Genomic DNA, 17,973 nt, shown 5'->3' with positions numbered 1-17,973 from the left:
ACGAAATAGCCATTAGTGCTCCTGTGCTTTGAACAAGCGCAGCCGGTTGGCATTAGTAACGACCGTGAGTGACGAAAATGCCATCGCGGCACCCGCAATCACAGGATTCATAAGCACCCCAAGCAAGGGATAAAGAATGCCAGCAGCCACCGGAACGCCCGCCACGTTGTAAATAAACGCACCGAACAGGTTCTGTTTGATGTTACGTAATGTCGCCTTGCTTACCGCAATGGCATCGGCAAGCCCATGCAGCGATCCGCGCATCAAGGTGATATCGGCACTTTCTATGGCCACGTCGGTGCCCGTACCGATGGCGAAACCCACATTGGCAATCGCCAGCGCAGGCGCGTCGTTGATACCGTCGCCTGTCATGCCGACGACTTCGCCTTCCATCTGTAACTCCTGAACCTTTTTGGATTTATCTTCCGGTAACACCTCGGCGAAGAACTCCTTAATGCCCGCTTTTTCGGCGACGGCTTTTGCCGTGGCGCGGTTGTCGCCCGTCAGCATTACAACGCGAATGCCGTTGTGCTGCAGTCGTTTAATGGCAGCAATGGAGTCTTCTTTGATGGGGTCAGCCACTGCGATAATGGCGGAGAGCTTGTTATCCACGGCGAAATACATCGGCGTCTTAGCCTCGGTAGCCAGGCTCTGCGCTTTTTCAACGAAATCCCTAAGTTCGATATTGCGCTCTCGCATCAGTTTCTCATTGCCGAACAACAACGTTTTGCCATCCACTTCCGCTTGCACGCCGTGGCCGGCGATAGCGTTAAAATTGGAGACTTTCCCGGTTTCGATTCCTTTCTCCTGGGCAGTCTCGACAATGGCCAGCGCCAGGGGATGTTCAGAACCCGATTCAAGCGTGGCTGCCAGCTTCAGGATAGTGTCCTCGTCCTGCTCGCCTGCGACCAAAATATCGGTGACCTTCGGCGCCCCCAGGGTAATGGTGCCGGTTTTATCCAGAATCATGGCTGATATTTTCGATGCGGTTTGCAAGGCTTCGCCGTTGCGAATAAGGACACCCGCTTCTGCCGCTTTGCCCACACCCACCATCACCGACATGGGGGTTGCCAGACCCAACGCACAGGGACAGGCGATAATCAGTACCGTGGTGGCCGATACGATGGCAAACGCCACGGCTGGGTTCGGGCCAAAGTTGAGCCAGACCAACGCACTGGTGACGGCGATAATCATTACGACGGGTACAAAATACGCGGAAATCACATCGGCCAAACGACCAATAGGCGGCTTGGAATTCTGTGCGCGTTTGACCATGTTGATAATTTGCGCCAGGGCCGTGTCTTTGCCGACACGAGTGGCCTTAAACAGAATGGAGCCGGTTTTATTGATGGTGCCCGCTGCAACCGTGTCGCCCACGGCTTTTTCAACGGGCATGGGTTCACCCGTTAACATGGACTCGTCAATGGCGGTATGGCCTTCTATGACTTCACCATCGACAGGAATTTTTTCTCCCGGACGTACACGCACCACATCGTCCATCAGTACCTGCTCAATGGCGATATCCAATTCCTTTTCGTCGCGTATGACTCTGGCTGTCTTAGCCTGCAGGCCGATCAGCCGTTTAATAGCTTCCGATGTGCGCCCGCGGGCTTTGAGTTCTAGGGCCAGGCCAAGATCGATCAGCCCGATAATGATCGCCGTGGCCTCAAAGTAAACATGGCGAGCTTGTTCTGGAACCGACTCGGGGAAAAATACGACCACCATGGAATACAGCCATGCGGTACCCGTACCCAGCGCAATCAAAGTGTCCATATTGGCAGAATGATTCAGGAAGGACTTCCAGGCGCCGACAAAAAAATGTTTTCCTGAGAAGTACAAAACGCCAAAGGTGAGTATGCCAACGATCAGCCAAGCGATCCGCTCGGTTGTGGTATTAACATTAACCTCCCCGGTAATCAGCGCATAGGCCATTAGCGGCCCACCCAGGGAAAGGGCTATCCAGGTTTCCTTCATCAGGCGTTTGTAATAAGCCTGATCCGCCTTTTCTTTTTCTGCGAGCGCATCATCTTCGCTCTCCGCAGCCGCAAGCTTCGCGTTGTAACCGGCTTTTTCCACCGCCTTTACCAGATCAGCAGCATCGGCATTGCCCGTCACACTCACAGTGCGCTGAGCGAAATTCATCTCGGCATTTTCTACACCGGACACCGCCTTTAGCGCCGACTCAATTTTTCCAACGCAACTGGCACAACCCGCACCTTCAATAATCAGTTCCTGAGGACCAGAGTTATTTCCTGAACTGTGGTGATGAGCCTTATGTGCATGATGATCATGAGGCGGAGTTGTCGTACCATCTTCATGGCAAGAGACACCGCCAGATTCCGTTTTAGTTGTACTCATACCCTACTCCCGGTTATTTCTTAAGAACTGTTATCGGATGACCGCCGCTGGAAAGCCAACGCCTTGCAATACTTCAACGAGATGATCTGCATCGACTGCACCAACAACTGAAGCGACACCGGTTGCCAGATCCATAGAGGCCTCACTGACCCCGGAAACGGATTTCAGAGTATGTTCTATACTTTTAACGCAACCACCACAGGTGGCTCCCTGCACTTGTAATTGGTGCAGGGGTTGCGATGATCTGCTAACACTGTTGGTATCAGGTGCCGCAGACGAAATGGATGACTTGCCCGCACAGCAACAGCCACTTTTACGTTGATTGGCGTTCGTCGTTTGGTGTGTATTCATACTCATTCCTCCACGGTGAATTCTTCAATTAAATGGCAAAGCATATGACCTGTCGGAGCCTTGTCCGGTTTTTGGCTCCACTCCAATACGGCGCGTTGCATACGATCCCGCAGCCGTATCGTTTCTTTAAACTGCTGCTCAGTTTCATGTAATCTCTGATCAATCAAGCGTCTCACCGTCGGACAAGGAGATTTTTTCTTGTCAGCATGGGAAAGAATTTCCTGAATATCCTCGACCGAAAATCCCAACTGTCGGGCGCTTAACACAAACCTCAAACGCTTAACATCGTTGTCGCTGTATTCCCGATATCCATTGGCCTTGCTTTTGGTGGGATTCAGAATATTGATGCGGGTATAAAACCGTACCGTGTCTGCCGTAATGCCCAATAGCCTGGCAACCTCGATGACTTTCATGCCACCCTCCTCTTGATCCAGTCATGCCATCCTAAGCTTCCGCCGGGATCAGGACCTTGATCTGAGTCAATCACCGGTTATAAACCGAGGTTCTACACCAAGCTTTATAACCGTGCGCTGGAAAAGGTTATACACCTGTGTCATGGACACAGGTCAAGCAGTTTTAGCGTGCAGATTCATGCCATCTATTGGCTATGTTAATGAGGGGAGACTGACACCTGGATGACCCCAACATTACACACCTGTAATGTTGGGGTAGATTATTTGATCCAAATCAACTCGAATGACATTTGGCCAGATCCCTTTCTCAGAGCTTTCTCCAAAGAAGGTAAACGGCTGGTAGCACGAGTAAAGTCAGAATGACCGCACTTAGCATCCCACCGACCATGGGCGCGGCAATACGACTCATGACCTCCGAACCGGTCCCTGTTCCGTACATTATCGGCAACAGCCCCACGATAATCGCGGCAGCCGTCATCATCACCGGACGCACCCGTAAGCCGGCACCGTGTAATACGGCGTGGCGCAGGGTTTCCAGGCGGGGTTCCACGCCCTCCTGCTCACACTCCTCCAGCATATGCCGATAAGCCTGGTTGAGGTACACCAGCATGATGACGCCGATTTCCACAGCAACACCGGCCAACGCAATAAAACCCACGCCCACGGCGACTGAAAAGTTATAACCGAGCAGGTACATCAGCCAGATTGAACCCACCATCGCCAAGGGTAGTGTTCCCATAATGATTGCGACTTCAGCAAAGCTACGGAAGTTGAAATACAGCAGCACGACAATGATGGCCAGCGTCAGCGGCACTACATAGGTGAGTTTCTCTTTAGCGCGCAACATGTATTCGTACTGCCCCGACCAGTTCAACGAATAACCTGCCGGCAGCTCCACCTGATCGGCCACCACGGCCATGGCATTCTGGACGTAACTGCCAATATCCACCCCGTCGATATCGACAAAGGTCCAACCGTTGAGGCGAGCGTTTTCACTCTTGATAGCGGGTGGACCATCCTCCACATAGACGTTCGCCACGTCCGCCAGGGCAATGCGCTGGCCACTGCCGGTCACAATCGGTAGCAGTGCCAGTTGCTCCGGGGAATTACGCAGATCCTGCGGGTAACGCAGATTCACCGGGTAGCGTTCCAGGCCTTCAATGGTTTGGGTGACGTTCATGCCGCCGATGGCGGTGGCCACCACCTGTTGCACATCGGCGATATTCAGTCCGTAGCGAGCGGCTTTTTCCCGCTGGATATCCACCTTGATATAACGCCCGCCGGCCACACGTTCGGAATAAACCGAAGCCGTACCTGGCACATCTTTTAAGACCTGCTCCAGGCGCCGCCCGATTTTTTCGATTTGCTTGAGATCAGGTCCTGCCACTTTGATGCCCACCGGGGTTTTAATGCCGGTGGCCAACATATCGATACGGGTTTTGATCGGCATCACCCAGGCGTTAGTCAGGCCGGGAAATTTCACCAGCGCGTCCAGCTCTTTTTTGAGCGAGTCGGTGGTCATCCCCTCGCGCCATTCATCCCTCGGTTTGAGCTGGATAAACGTTTCGATCATGGTCAGCGGCGCCGGGTCGGTGGCCGTTTCTGCACGACCGATTTTGCCGAACACGCTTTTCACTTCCGGTACGGTGGCAATCAGCTTGTCCGTCTGCTGCAGAATCTCCCGGGCTTTACCAATGGACAGCCCGGGATAGGTGGTGGGCATATACATCAGATCACCCTCATCGAGCGGCGGGATAAATTCGCTGCCAATTTTGCTCACCGGCCAGAAGCCGATGACCGTCACCACCAAAGCCAAGGCCAAAGTGGTTTTGGGGTGGTTAAGCACCACTTTCAGCGCAGGCATGTAGACGGCAATCAAGGCCCGATTCAGCGGGTTTTTGTGCTCAGGCAAGACCTTGCCACGAATAAAATAACCCATCAGCACCGGCACCAGTGTCACCGCCAGTGCGGCACTAGCCGCCATGGCGTAAGTCTTGGTGAAGGCCAGAGGTGAAAACATCCGTCCCTCTTGCGCTTCCAGGGTAAACACCGGCACAAAGCTCACGGTGATGATCAGCAGGCTAAAAAACAGCGCGGGCCCCACTTCAGCCGCCGATTCCGCAACCACTTGCCAGCGATTTTCGTTGGTCAGGGGTGTGCGCTCCATGTGCTTGTGCATGTTCTCGATCATCACGATAGCGCCATCAATCATTGCCCCGATGGCAATAGCGATACCGCCCAAGGACATGATATTGGCGTTCAGCCCTTGCAGGTGCATAACGATAAAGGCGGTGAGAATACCGACGGGCAGACTGACGATGGCCACCAGGCTGGAGCGGATATGGAACAGGAACACCACACACACCAGGGCTACGACAATGAATTCCTCCAGCAACTTATGCCACAGGTTGTCGACGGCGCGCTCAATCAGACCGGAACGGTCGTAAACCGTAACGATTTCCACACCTTCGGGAAGACCCGCCTTAAGGGTTTCCAGTTTGGCTTTAACACCGTCAATGGTTTTCTGGGCATTTTCGCCAAAGCGCATCACCACGATGCCACCGACGGCTTCGCCTTCGCCATTCAGTTCTGCAATACCCCGACGCATCTGCGGACCCACGTCGATATCCGCCACATCTTTCAGTAGTAGTGGCGTGCCCTTTACATCAAGACCCAGTGGAATATTGGCCAGATCCTCGCGCCCCTGGATATAACCGGAGGCACGTACCATGTATTCCGCTTCGGCCATTTCCACCACCGATGCGCCGACCTCCTGATTACCGCGCTGGATGGCCATCTGGATATGGGACAGAGGGATGTTGAAGGCACGCAACTTGTCCGGATGTACCTTGACCTGATACTGCTTCACCATGCCGCCCAGGGCGGAAACTTCCGACACGCCGGGCACGGTTTGCAGCTCGTATTTCAGGAACCAGTCCTGCAGGCTGCGCAACTGGCTGATATCGTGTTTTCCAGTACGATCCACCAGGGCGTAGAGGTAAACCCAGCCTACACCGGTAGCGTCCGGCCCCAGTTGTGGCCGGGCGTTAGCTGGCAAGGTGGGCGCGACTTGCGACAGGTACTCCAGCACCCGCGATCGGGCCCAATAGGCGTCGGTTTCCTCGTCAAAAATGACGTAAACATAGGAGTCACCAAAGAAGGAATAACCTCGCACGGTGACCGCACCCGGTACCGATAGCATGGCGGTTGTCAGTGGATAGGTGACCTGGTCTTCCACCACCTGTGGTGCCTGGCCGGGGTAGCTGGTTTTGATTATCACCTGCACGTCCGAAAGGTCGGGGATCGCGTCCACCGGCGTGTTTTTCAGCGACCAGCCGCCAATTCCCACCAGGATCAAAGTGGCCAGCAATACAAAAAACCGATTCTGGACGGACCAGCGGATAATGCCTTCGATCATGGCTTACCCTCCCCGTTGTGCTGACTGTGGTCCATATCCATCTGACTGTGATCCATATTCATCGAATCGTGGTCTGTCTCCATCGAATCGTTACCCATCTCCATGCCATCATGAGTCATGGATTGATGTTGGCTGTGATCCATTTCCATACCGTTGTGACTCATCGGCTGATCACCGTCGGATATCGGCATGTCTTCGGTAGCAGCATCGGGTCGATGGATCTGGCTGATCACATAGTTGTTGTCGCCCTCTCTTGTAATTTCTACGTGAAGAGTCATGTCAGGCTGTAAACCTTGAAGGTCTACATTTTTAGAGGCGGTAAAAGTCATGGTCATGGCCGGCCATTGCCAGTCATCGATGGCGTCATGCGCCAGCGTCAACATCCGGTGCTCGGTCATCAGGCTTTTAATACGTGCGCCAACCCAGACCGATGTGGGAGCTGCGGCCTCAGCCTTATTGTCCGAACCATGGTTCATGCGCAGAAAGTCCGAGGTTTTGCTGGACTCAGAATCAATCAGGAATTGCGCCGAGGTCACGATGCGATCGCCTTGATTCAGCCCCGACGTGATTTCCGCCTGAACATCGGTGATATGCCCCACTTGAACCGCAACGGATTTAAAACGGCCTTCGCCCTTGGCCAGCACAACACGAGATTGACTGCCGGTACGAATCAGCGCTTCACGGGGAATCAACAGGGTGTCGTCCATCGGTGCCGCCTCAATGCGCATCTGCGCAAACATACCCGGTTTCAGATAACCATCGGGATTGTGAAAATGCACTCTTACCTGAGCGGTGCGAGTCGTGGTGTTAAGGCTCGGGTAGACATAGTCGACCTGGCCCTGCCACTCACGCCCCGGTAAATAACCCAAATGCATCTGGACTTGATCGCCGACTTGCACCAGGGAAGCCTGTCGCTCAAAGACTTCACCAATCACCCAGATATGCTCCAGCTGACCGATCGCCATGATTTCCATGCCGGGTTTTACAAACATGCCTTCGCGCGCCATGAGGTTATCCAGTACACCCGATTGCGGGGCTGTGATGGTGATGGTCTGGCTCACCTTGCCGGATTTCTTCAGTCGGTTGATTTCTGATTCTGGCACCTGCAGAGATGCCAGGCGCTCCTTAGCGGCTTCAATCAGCGTGGCGTTATTGCGCTTTAGTGCCAAGAGTAATTCCTCCTGCGCATTAACCAGGGTCGGTGAGTAAAGCGCATAGAGAGGTGCCCCCTGCTCCACCGGATCGCCAGATGCCTTGACGTAGAGTTTTTCGATCCAACCCTCCACCCGCGGGTGAATATGTATCAAATGATCTTCGTCGTACTGCACATAACCCACGGTATTGACGGAAACGTCCATCTGGCCGCGGGTAACGGGTGCCGTGCGTACGCCAAGGTTATTGACCACATCCGGCGATATGTTGACGGTGCCAATCTCCTGATCATCGCCGGCTTCTTCATACACCGGAATCAGGTCCATCCCCATGGGGGATTTACCCGGTTTATCACGCTTGTAATTGGGGTCCATCGGCGCGACCCAGTAGAGCGGTTCCTTTTTGGCTGTCGCCTTACCGCCCTCTCCCGCGTTTTGCATGCGCCACAAGGCTGAATAGTGGGCAAGGGTTGCCGTTGCAATCAGCAATGCAACGGTAATGAAAAATGATTTATTCAATTGAATCTTCATGGGGTCATTCCTTCCGTGCGATTGCCGTTTGTTGCAGGGGACTGCTTTGCGTGGCTTTGCGGTAACAGCACTGAGCGGTTTGTCGGTAAGAGATAGTTCAGTTCGGCAAGGGTTTTTAGCCGATCGACCTTGATGGTCAGGAAATCGATTTTCGCGTTCAACTCGGCGATGCGGGCACGCACCGCTTCAGCAAAGTCGCCGTCATCGTTGTTATAAGCAGTCAGGGCAGCTTCGGCCTGCTCCGCCATTTGCGGCAGTAGCTGCTGGTCATAGAGTGTGCGGCGCTCATTCAGCCGCTGGATTTGCACGATCGACGTGTCCAGCTCTGCCATCAGTTTTCGCGCCATCAGTAGCTTGTCCGTTCGCAGCGCCTCGGCTCGGGAGGTGGCGGCACTGACTTCCTTATCCTGTCGATTGTCCGTGAAAAGCGGCAGATCAAATGTGACACCGACCGAGAACAGATCGGCGCGATCCCGACCCATGGGGTCATCGTCCCGATAACCGTACTGGGCGGTGAGCCCCCACTCGGGCTTATACTTTTGCTGGGCCAACTCAACCCCGGTCTGCATGGCCTCGATACGCTGGTCAAAGGCCAATAACAGGGGATGCCGATTGATCTGTTCATAGAGCCAGCGATCATTTTTAGGCTGACCCATGACTAAAGTTGGCTCCTCACCCAATTTACTGGATAAGGTTTGCGCCAACGGCAGACTGGCTTGACCGCCAATCCACTCGGAGAGCCGCTGCTGGGCGGATTCCCGTTGTTGTCGCAACACGGTCAGGCGATCATCCAGTCGTGTGAGTTCCAGTTGTGCCCGGATAATATCCTGCTGGCGGGCGCGCCCCAGTGCGGAGGAATAGCTGGCTTTGGTGGCATCCACCAGATGTTCAAACAGCGCGCGATCCTGTTCAATCAAACGGATACTTTCCTGTGCCCGGTAGGCTTCCAGCCATAACTGAGTCACCGTCGCTGTCACCTTGTCCTGGCGATCCTGCCTGAGCAGTGGCTCCTGGGCCGCCAACTCCTGCTTTTGGCGGCTGGTTAACGCCAGACTATCGCCGCGCGGAAACATCTGACTAACACCCACAGTCAGCTGCGTCATCGGTTCCTGATTGATATCGAAGCTATCGGTCGGGAAGTTGGCCGCCATCAGGCTGACCTTGGGATCAGGCAGGGTTGAGGCGGAAATGGATTCACTGGTCAGTGCATCTTCCCGGTAACGGCTGCCGTTCAGCCAGGGGTCGGAGGCAATCGCCTGTGCAATCGCCGCTTCCAAGGTCAACTTACCAGTCTGGTCTTGATCCAACTGTGTTTGGGCAAATTGTTCTTGGGCAACTTTTTCCTCGGCAAAAGCAGGAACCCCCACCAACAAGAACAACAATAAAAAACTCCGTTGAATGTTCATGGTGATACGTCCTATTGCTGATCGCGGCTGTCCACTGAAGCAAACACTTCAGCCGAACCGTCTTTTTTTAGCAACCACACCTGGTAAGGCATAAATCTGTCGCCCATTTCCATCCCGGGGCTGCCCGCCGGCATGCCCGGCACGCTCAGGCCGATGGCACCAGCCGGTGGATTTTCCAGAAACTGCTGAACGAAGCGCGCGGGGATATGACCTTCGAAGACATAGCCGTCACTCGTCACCGCCGTGTGGCAGGATTGGTATTCGGGGGCAATGCCATGGTCGTCTTTAACGCGATTCAAGTCCGCCGGATGGTGGATTTTGGTCTCAAAGCCGGTGTTTTCCATATGCTGAATCCATTGCTGGCAGCACTGGCAGGTGCGACTTTTGTAAACATCCAGTGTGGTAATCGATGCGGTTTTAGCGGCATGATCTTCGCCCTCCGAACAGGCGGCGAGGAATAACAGAGAAACAATCAGCGCAAGATAACGCAGATAATGAGATAAAGGTTTCATGGTGGCTCCCAATCACGAGACGCAATGAGCGCATTCAGTGGCGATCACGCGTTGTAAAAAATGTTTTGGGAGTTTTTTCGACTCCCGCTTAAAAAGTAGTTGGAGGCCCGAATTTCAGGCGTACCAACCCTATGTCAGCGGGAAATGGGGGGGCGAAATAGCGAGGAAACTTCCTGGGTGAGGAGGGAAACCGAATATTCCGTATTGAGAGTTTGGGAAAACTGAACGGAAAACGAAGACAGTGCGCTTACTACCGCCACACTTGCAAAAATACAATCCATCTGAGAACAATCGTCCTGGCTGCAACAGCCTTTGGCCTTGGCATTATCGGCCGCAGCGTGGTTCATATGGGCCATATCCATTGTTGCTGCCATTGCATGAGCGGTGGAATGATGAGTCATCTGTTCGCAGGGCAACTTCACAACGGCAAACGACTGGCTGGTAAAAGCCAGTAACGCGAAGATTGCCATGTAAAACCCAAATCTGTTCAATTGCATACTGAGATGATACAACTCATTATTTATATCTGATAAGTCTATATATTTCGTCTGAATGTTCAATCTTTCGTTCCACTTCATGCGTTGAGGTGGATCAAAAAACTTGTTATTTCGTTACCGCTAAACTGAAAAATAAATTGCACCAACCATAAAAAATACCTTCTCAGTAAATAGTAAAACACAAGTCTGTCAACCAGATGACGGTATAATTACAAAGCCGTCATACACGGTTGCTTGAATTATGGCGTGGTTAAGCCCAAAGGGCTCCCAGTGGTACGGCATAAAGATTGTCACCAAAGGCTGTCGTATGGTCGCCGTCATAGAGCAGAATACCGATCTTGAAGCGATCGGCAGCCACGGATTGAAACCGTTTCAGTCCGGTAAAATCCTTCGCACTTAAGGTCGCTGCCGCCTTCACCTCGATGGCGAAGCAGTCACCCATGGCGTTCTCGATAATCACGTCCACCTCCACTTTGTCCTTATCCCGGTAATGGTAAAAACTCAATGGTTCGTCCACCCAAACCGCTTGCTTGCGCAATTCGTTATAAACGAAGGTTTCCAACAGCAGACCAAAATCTCCCGGTTGTTTGAGCAGACGGTCCCGGTTGAGGCCTCGCACGGCGCACATCAGGCCAGTATCGACGGAATGCAGTTTGGGTGTCTTCACCAGCCGTTTATATTCGTTGGAATGCCAGGCGGGCAATTGCTCCACCAGAAACAATTGCTCCAACAGTGCCATATATTTTTTGATGGTCAGCCGATCCAGTCCCAGTTTGCCCCCCAATTCGGTGAGATTGACCAGTTTACCGGCGTAAAAGGCGGTGAGCTTGAGCAACTTGCCCATTAAATCCGGATGATCAATGTGGGTCAGATCACGAATATCCCGTTGCACCAGAGTGCTCAGGTATTGCTGATACCAGGCCTGGGAGCGTCGTTCACTGGCGCGCTGTAGCGGCTCCGGAAAACAACCGGTGACCAATCGGTTCAGGATGTGCTCCCTAACACGGATGGACTGGGTTGAAGGAGCTTCCCGGTTCAACAGCTTAGAGAGAAATGTCGGTTGCTGCCCCTGGATCTCACACTCCGAGAGCGTCATCAAGCGCACCGATTCCATCCGGCCCGCCAGAGAGTCGGAGAGCCTCGGCAGTAACAAGGCATTGGCGGAGCCCGTCAGCAGAAATCGACCGGGTGTACGCTGTTCGTCCACTGCCTGCTTGATGGATACGAACAACTCCGGCAGGCGTTGCACTTCGTCCAGGGCAATGCGGGTGGCTGGCAGGTTGCGAATAAAGCCCACCGGATCGGCTTGGGCAATCTCAAACTGGGCCTGGTCATCCAAGGTGATGTAGGTCCATTGCTCGGCCCCCATTTCATCCATCAAGGTCTTCACCAGGGTGGTTTTACCGGTCTGACGGGGCCCCATGATAAACACGACGGGCGTGTCGCTCAGCGCTTCTTTGACGTGGAGTTCAGAATAACGAGGGTACATAAATGGACTTCCGGCTAAACAGGAGTTGTAATTCGGCTACCTGATATTCTATTATCGTCCAATCGTTATTACAATGCCGTCCAAATGTGAAAGATGGCAGTACCCACTGTCGGCATCATAAAAACACAAATAAAAACAACTCTATAGGAGTAGTTGGCGTGACCACAAACCGATGAGGCGCTCATGACAGCCAAAGAGCAGTTTTTGACCAACCAACAACGCTATCAGCCACTGATATTGCCGCAACGCTTTTCCGACGAGGAAATGGTTCGCGACTGGACCCTGAATCGCCGCGACTGCCAGATGGTTAACAAATACCGCAAACAGTACCGCTTGGGCGTTGCCATCCAGCTCTGTGCCATGCGCCTCTATGGCCGCTTTCTGAACCAGCTCAGCGATCTCTCGTCCCGCGTGGTCAGCTACCTCAGCAGCCAACTCGATTTACCGCCAGCGCTCACTGTGGAAGTGCCCGAACGGGAAGCCACCTTATTGGAACACCGCAATAACATCCTCAAATACCTGGGATTCAGGCGTTTTGATGTCAAGGTGGAAGCCGATCTGGATCGCTGGGTCGAAGCTCAGGCACACCAGGGGTTACTGCCGGATGAACTCTTTCATCGGGCAGAGCGCTACCTGCTGTTGAATCGGATTGTTTTACCGGGGCCCACCACCATCGAACGGCAAATCGTTCGCATCTGCAACCAGGTCCATGCTCAGCTCTTTGAGCAAGTGTTTGAACAGATGTCGCCTGAATTGCGAGAGGCTATCGATGATCTGCTGCAAACTTCAGGCGGCAATCAACGAACCTATTTCAATCAGCTTAAGGAATATCCACCCGCTGCCAAAATTTCATCGCTGAAGCGCTACCTTGAGCGCTACGACAATCTGGTGGCTACCGGTATTAATGCATTCGAGGAAATGCTCATTGATACCACCTTTCTTCACTACCTGTACCGATTGACCAAGCGCTACAGCGCCAAGGACATGAAACGCTTCAAGGATCATAAGCGCTATGCCCTGATGGTGTGTTTCCTGCTGGAATCCCGAAAGATATTGCTCGATCACCTAGTTAAAATGCACGATCAGTACATGACGGAGCTGTGTCGGCAAACCAAAAACAGTCACGACAAGAAGCATAAGGAATTTCGTAAACGGCAAAAGAAAGCGATTGATACCGTGCTCGATACCACAGATGTGCTGCTTGAGTGGCCCGAAGAGGAGCCTTTATACAAGCAGGATTTATGGCAGCGTATCGACCAGAAACACCTACTGGTTTCCATTGACGATTTGCGCATCTTCAAGCGCCTGGAAGAGCGTGGCTACTGCGATTTGCTATTGACCCGTTATCCCAGTCTACGAAAGTATTTTGCCGACTTTATCCGCTTACCATTTGAGGTCGCGAAAGGCTCCGGACATCTGATCAAAGCAATCCAGATTGTCCAGCAACTGGATAATGGTGATCTCAAGAAGCTACCGGAAACGACACCGATAGCCTTCATTCCCCGCGAATTACGTCGCAGCCTCAAAGATCAAGGTGGCAGCATCAATCGTAATGTGTGGGAAATGGGACTAGCGTTGGCGATGAAAGACGCATTGCGTTCCGGCGATCTCTATTTGCCGCAAAGCAAGCAACATGTTTCGTTCTGGGATCTAACCTTGAACGAGCCTAACTGGGATGAAACAAGGCAAACCGTCTATACCGAACTGCAACAACCACCTCCGCACGAAGTTCGTGCCGTCATTTCAGCACAGTTCCACGAATCTGTATCTGAAGCGAAAAAACGGTTTGGTCTGGATAATTTCGCCGAGATCAACAATGGTCGGTTGAAACTCAAGCGCGATGACAAGCTGGATGTGCCGGATAAAGTCAGCCGACTGCAAAAAGTGATCGATGCGCACATGCCAACCATCCGCATCGAACAGCTCCTCATGGAGGTGGATCAAATGACGCACTACAGTCGTCACTTTGTTCCCATTCAGCACCATCAATCACGCCCGAAAGCTTTTTATAAAAGCCTGATGGCCGCCATTATTTCACAGGCCACCAACCTGGGTGTGGTGTCGATGAGCGCCAGTGTAAAGGGAGTGACCGTCGATATGCTCAGGCACATCCTGCAATACTATATACGTGAGGAAACCCTCATTGACGCCAGCGCCGAAATCGTGAATCAGCACCATGAACTGCCGCTCAGTGCCGTCCATGGTAGCGGTACGTTGTCCTCATCGGATGCGCAACGATTTAAGATTCGGGCTGACAGCCTGCTGGCATCCTATTATCCCCGATACTATGGCTATTATGAGAAGGCGATAGGGATCTATACCCACGTGTCCGATCAATATTCCGTATTCAGCACCAAGATCATTTCCTGTAGTCCGCGTGAAGCGCTGTATGTACTGGATGGATTATTAGAAAACAACACCATCCTGAAAATACGGGAACATACCACCGATACCCACGGATATACGGAAATCGTTTTCGCGCTTTGCCATCTGCTCGGCTTCTACTTTATGCCGCGTATTCGGGATTTGAAGGATCAACAACTCTACCGTATCGACAAATCCGTCGATTACGGTGACCTCAACAATCTGCTCACCAAAACTGCTGATCTGGCCATCATTGAGGAACAATGGGAGTACATGATGCGCGTGGCCATTTCCCTGAAGCAGAAAACGGCGCCAGCCCATGTAATCGTTCAGCGATTGACCAATAGCTCACCCTCGGATCGCCTCACTAAAGCCTTCACCAATCTCGGGCGGATCATCAAGACTGAATACATTCTGCGCTACCTGACGGATCAGGAATTGCGTCGAACCGTCCAGCGGCAATTGAATAAAGGAGAATACAGACACAAGCTGCCGCGCTGGATCTTTTTTGCCGACCAGGGTGAGTTCACTACCGGTGATTATGAGGAAATCATGAATAAGGCCAGCAGTCTTAGTTTTGTGTCGAACGCCATTCTTTACTGGAACACGATCAAGATAAATGACATTGTGGAACAGCTCCGACAGCAGGGGGAGGACATTGACGATGAAACCCTGTCCCATATCTCGCTATTGCCCTATAAACATGTGCTACCCAATGGCACCTACTTTATTGAGGATGAAGAGGAGAAGGGGTAAATCAGCAGAAACCTACGGTTACGACGTGGTCGCGGGATTCAAAACCGTAGGTTTTCGTTCAAATGCCCCCGCTGGTCCTACGTTTGTAAATGGGATTGTGGATGAATCCAAACCCATAAAGTGTCACGACAAGGCTATCGAAAATACGATATGGGGCGAGTATGAGTGGGATATTAACGGGGTTAATTTACGAGGTAATGCTAGTGATCTTCAAAGAACAAAAGGCGTTATTGAGGATGGCCAATTTATAATAGGAAAAAACAGCTAACATATTTCTTCAAGGTACAAAGCTACATTCCACTTCATCCCTAAGCAATGCGTCGTAGTCCTAAATGAATAACGTGCGTTTACAGAAAATATTTCTGCTTATTGCTCTCGTGCGTTGGGGACAGTGATAGAGCATGTATAACTATATGGAGAGCAGATATGACTGAAAATCAGAAAGTACTGGATATAGCAGAAAATTTTCTAGATCAGATGCTGAAAGCGGATCGAGACGGTGACAATCCCGAATAGTGAGGTTACAAAAATTCGCAAGCGGTATCGCGTCGAAGCGGCCATAGGCGATTGCAGTGACGAAGAAAAATACCGAAAGCGGCAGACACTGAGCGTACCGCTGCTCAACGAACTCAACGGCGGGCAGGAATATTATCGAAGCTCTGCTAACGTGGAATGTGCCGCTGGAGAGAAGTTCAAAAATCACATCTACCTACCGTAAGGGTCAATGCGCGGATTGAACGGCGCTTACTGTTGTCGCAGTATTCCGTGGGCTAACGCAGCCTGCAAGTTATGTTAGAATCGCGCGATTCTGACAGCACCCATGCCCATGATCCAACTCTATGATGTTAGGAAAGGTCGCAGCCATGCAGCATAACCACTCGCCCATCGCACCCACAAACACGGTACCCGGCGCACTGCGAATCGTCTTTATCTTGTTAGCCGCCGCCGGGTTGGCCGTTACCTATTGCCTCTGGAATCTCAAGCTCATTGACCACGGTCACTTTCATGAAGATGCGTACATCATGTTCATCTATGTTCAGAACATACTGAACGGATACGGTGAAGCCTTTTACCCTGGTGGGCCGCCAGCAGAGGGGGCAACGGATTTTCTTTGGTTAATGCTGTTATGCGGGGCCGGCCTGCTCGGCATCGACCCTGGTTCCGCTTCCATTGCACTAAACGCCTTTGGCGTCTTTGTGATGAGTGCATTGATACTCTGGGTGCTCTGCAAAAAAGTAAGTGGCCCGTCCCTGCTCCTGTTTCTACCCTGGGCCCTGATCTGGATTTACAACGACAGCCTGGTCGCCGCAGTCGGTGGCTTCAGCGTTTATCTGTACTCCGCACTCTGTACCAGTCTGGTTTTTATTCTGTATCAACAAAAAGGGATACTGTGGCTGCCCGCACTGGCGCTGGTGGTGGGGCTGTTCAGACCTGACGGTGTCATCTTTGGGTTGGGGGCATTCGCAGCAGGAGCGTATATCGCGTTCAATCAGGGGCACATAAAGCACTACCTGGCTATTTCATTGGCTTGCCTGATCCTGGCCATCACCTATTTCGGACTGCGGCTAGCCTATTTCGGAGAATGGCTACCGCTGCCGTTGTATGTAAAGGGGGCTGGGGAACTGTTCACCAATAGCCCATGGGCACCCCTCAACGAAAAGCTCCTGGTACTGTTGGGGCTGATTGCCGCACTGTCCCGACAGTTGAAAACCGCAGCCTTGTTGATGGTGCCTGCGGCCTTTCTGTTTATCGCTTTGCTGTTTGCCCATCAGAGCCAGAATGTAGGCTACCGTTTTCAGGCACCGATTTATTTTAGCGCGTATTTTTTGCTGTTCTGCTGCTTGGTGGATTGGTATGCACGCACCACACCCACCACCAGGAAAAAGATGGTCGTGGGTCTGTCCCTGCTGTGCCTGATAGTCATTGGCGTGGATAACAAAAGCAATCTGAAAAGTAGCAAGCAGGTTATTTCCAACCACACCTACATCAATCAGTTTTCTTTTGATATTCGGGACCTGATTCCCGACGAAGCCACCATAGTGCTCACAGAAGCCGGCCGAATGGCGTTCTGGAATCAGCACGGGGCACGTATTGTGGATCTGGTGGGTCTAAATAGCGTTTACCCGGCCAAGCACGATGTTGATGTCCCTTATGTTGCATCCCTCAACCCCTCGGTGGTCATGTTTCATCACGCGTTTATGGTGGATACCTCATCGTTCAAAGGCGAGCATCAGGGCCAGCGGGTGGTGCTGCTGAATAACAACGAGCGGGGCAAGCTCACCATCGACTCCCGGATCAATCCCGAAATTTACGCTCACGACAAGGTGTTGGGAGCATCGGTAACCCTCACGGCATTCCTCAAGCAGTACTTCGATCAGTATTTTGTTTATCTGGTGGACTACCAGGAGGACGATACTTTCCGCCACATTTACGGCTTCCGAAAAGACCAGTTTGACAGCAAGAAAGTGACCGAGCTTATGATGTACGCCTTTCAGTGTGACGATGAATGCTTGTCCTACACCACTATGATCCAACGCTAACAAGCAGGCTGATCCGGCGGCCCTCTTGCATCATTGACACGGGATTACGAGGAAGGCTCTTTCAAGGTCAGCCTGTTAATAGCGGTTGCCATGGGGTATTCTTGCCGCACATAAATTCGTCACAGAATGAAGCTTATTGGCCCATTACCCCAGTTAGCCCACACTACCGTCAGCCTGTTTTCTGAAA

At 52.3% G+C, this 17,973-nt stretch carries 12 protein-coding genes; 3 read left to right on the top strand and 9 right to left on the bottom strand.

What is annotated here, in order from left to right; genetic code table 11:
- Positions 1–12: 12 nt before the first annotated feature.
- The 9 genes from FT643_RS17895 to FT643_RS17855 form a co-directional block, all read right to left on the bottom strand.
- A complete protein-coding gene (locus FT643_RS17895; RefSeq protein ID WP_232340299.1) occupies positions 13–2,358 on the bottom strand; it encodes a heavy metal translocating P-type ATPase in 2,346 nt (781 codons plus the stop codon).
- A 30-nt stretch (positions 2,359–2,388) separates the two neighbouring features.
- Positions 2,389–2,709, bottom strand: a complete 321-nt coding sequence (locus FT643_RS17890) for a heavy-metal-associated domain-containing protein (protein WP_156872791.1) — start codon at positions 2,707–2,709, stop codon at positions 2,389–2,391.
- Between the two features lie 2 nt (positions 2,710–2,711).
- Positions 2,712–3,122 (bottom strand): MerR family transcriptional regulator, encoded by a 411-nt coding sequence (locus tag FT643_RS17885; RefSeq protein ID WP_156872790.1) that lies wholly within the window; start codon positions 3,120–3,122, stop codon positions 2,712–2,714.
- 307 nt (positions 3,123–3,429) lie between these two features.
- On the bottom strand, positions 3,430–6,540 hold the full coding sequence (locus FT643_RS17880) for an efflux RND transporter permease subunit (RefSeq protein WP_156872789.1): 3,111 nt from the start codon (positions 6,538–6,540) through the stop codon (positions 3,430–3,432).
- On the bottom strand, positions 6,537–8,222 hold the full coding sequence (locus FT643_RS17875) for an efflux RND transporter periplasmic adaptor subunit (RefSeq protein WP_156872788.1): 1,686 nt from the start codon (positions 8,220–8,222) through the stop codon (positions 6,537–6,539). Before FT643_RS17875 ends, FT643_RS17880 begins: the two co-directional genes overlap by 4 nt.
- The gene (locus FT643_RS17870) at positions 8,219–9,628 is read right to left on the bottom strand and encodes a TolC family protein (RefSeq protein ID WP_156872787.1); all 1,410 of its coding nucleotides are present in this window, start codon (positions 9,626–9,628) and stop codon (positions 8,219–8,221) included. Before FT643_RS17870 ends, FT643_RS17875 begins: the two co-directional genes overlap by 4 nt.
- Positions 9,629–9,639: 11 nt before the next feature.
- The gene (locus FT643_RS17865; protein ID WP_232340298.1) at positions 9,640–10,140 is read right to left on the bottom strand and encodes a DUF411 domain-containing protein; all 501 of its coding nucleotides are present in this window, start codon (positions 10,138–10,140) and stop codon (positions 9,640–9,642) included.
- 134 nt (positions 10,141–10,274) lie between these two features.
- Positions 10,275–10,610 carry a hypothetical protein gene (locus FT643_RS17860; protein ID WP_156872786.1) on the bottom strand — a complete coding sequence of 112 codons (336 nt, stop codon included), beginning with the start codon at positions 10,608–10,610 and terminating at the stop codon, positions 10,275–10,277.
- A gap of 277 nt (positions 10,611–10,887) precedes the next feature.
- Positions 10,888–12,126, bottom strand: a complete 1,239-nt coding sequence (locus tag FT643_RS17855; protein ID WP_156872785.1) for an ATP-binding protein — start codon at positions 12,124–12,126, stop codon at positions 10,888–10,890.
- Positions 12,127–12,309: 183 nt separating this feature from the next.
- Between FT643_RS17855 and FT643_RS17850 the strand changes: the two genes are divergently transcribed.
- The 3 genes from FT643_RS17850 (at position 12,310) to FT643_RS17840 (ending at position 17,786) form a co-directional block, all read left to right on the top strand.
- Positions 12,310–15,246 (top strand): Tn3 family transposase, encoded by a 2,937-nt coding sequence (locus FT643_RS17850; protein WP_156872784.1) that lies wholly within the window; start codon positions 12,310–12,312, stop codon positions 15,244–15,246.
- A 499-nt stretch (positions 15,247–15,745) separates the two neighbouring features.
- The gene (locus FT643_RS17845) at positions 15,746–15,964 is read left to right on the top strand and encodes a hypothetical protein (protein WP_156872783.1); all 219 of its coding nucleotides are present in this window, start codon (positions 15,746–15,748) and stop codon (positions 15,962–15,964) included.
- 121 nt (positions 15,965–16,085) lie between these two features.
- Complete coding sequence (locus tag FT643_RS17840; RefSeq protein WP_156872782.1) at positions 16,086–17,786, top strand: hypothetical protein; 1,701 nt, start codon at positions 16,086–16,088, stop codon at positions 17,784–17,786.
- Positions 17,787–17,973 lie beyond the last annotated feature (187 nt).

This window comes from Ketobacter sp. MCCC 1A13808, from assembly GCF_009746715.1.
Taxonomy (GTDB): domain Bacteria; phylum Pseudomonadota; class Gammaproteobacteria; order Pseudomonadales; family Ketobacteraceae; genus Ketobacter.
The sequence above is the reverse complement of the archived record's forward strand: the minus strand, read 5'-3'. Positions and strand labels throughout refer to the sequence as shown.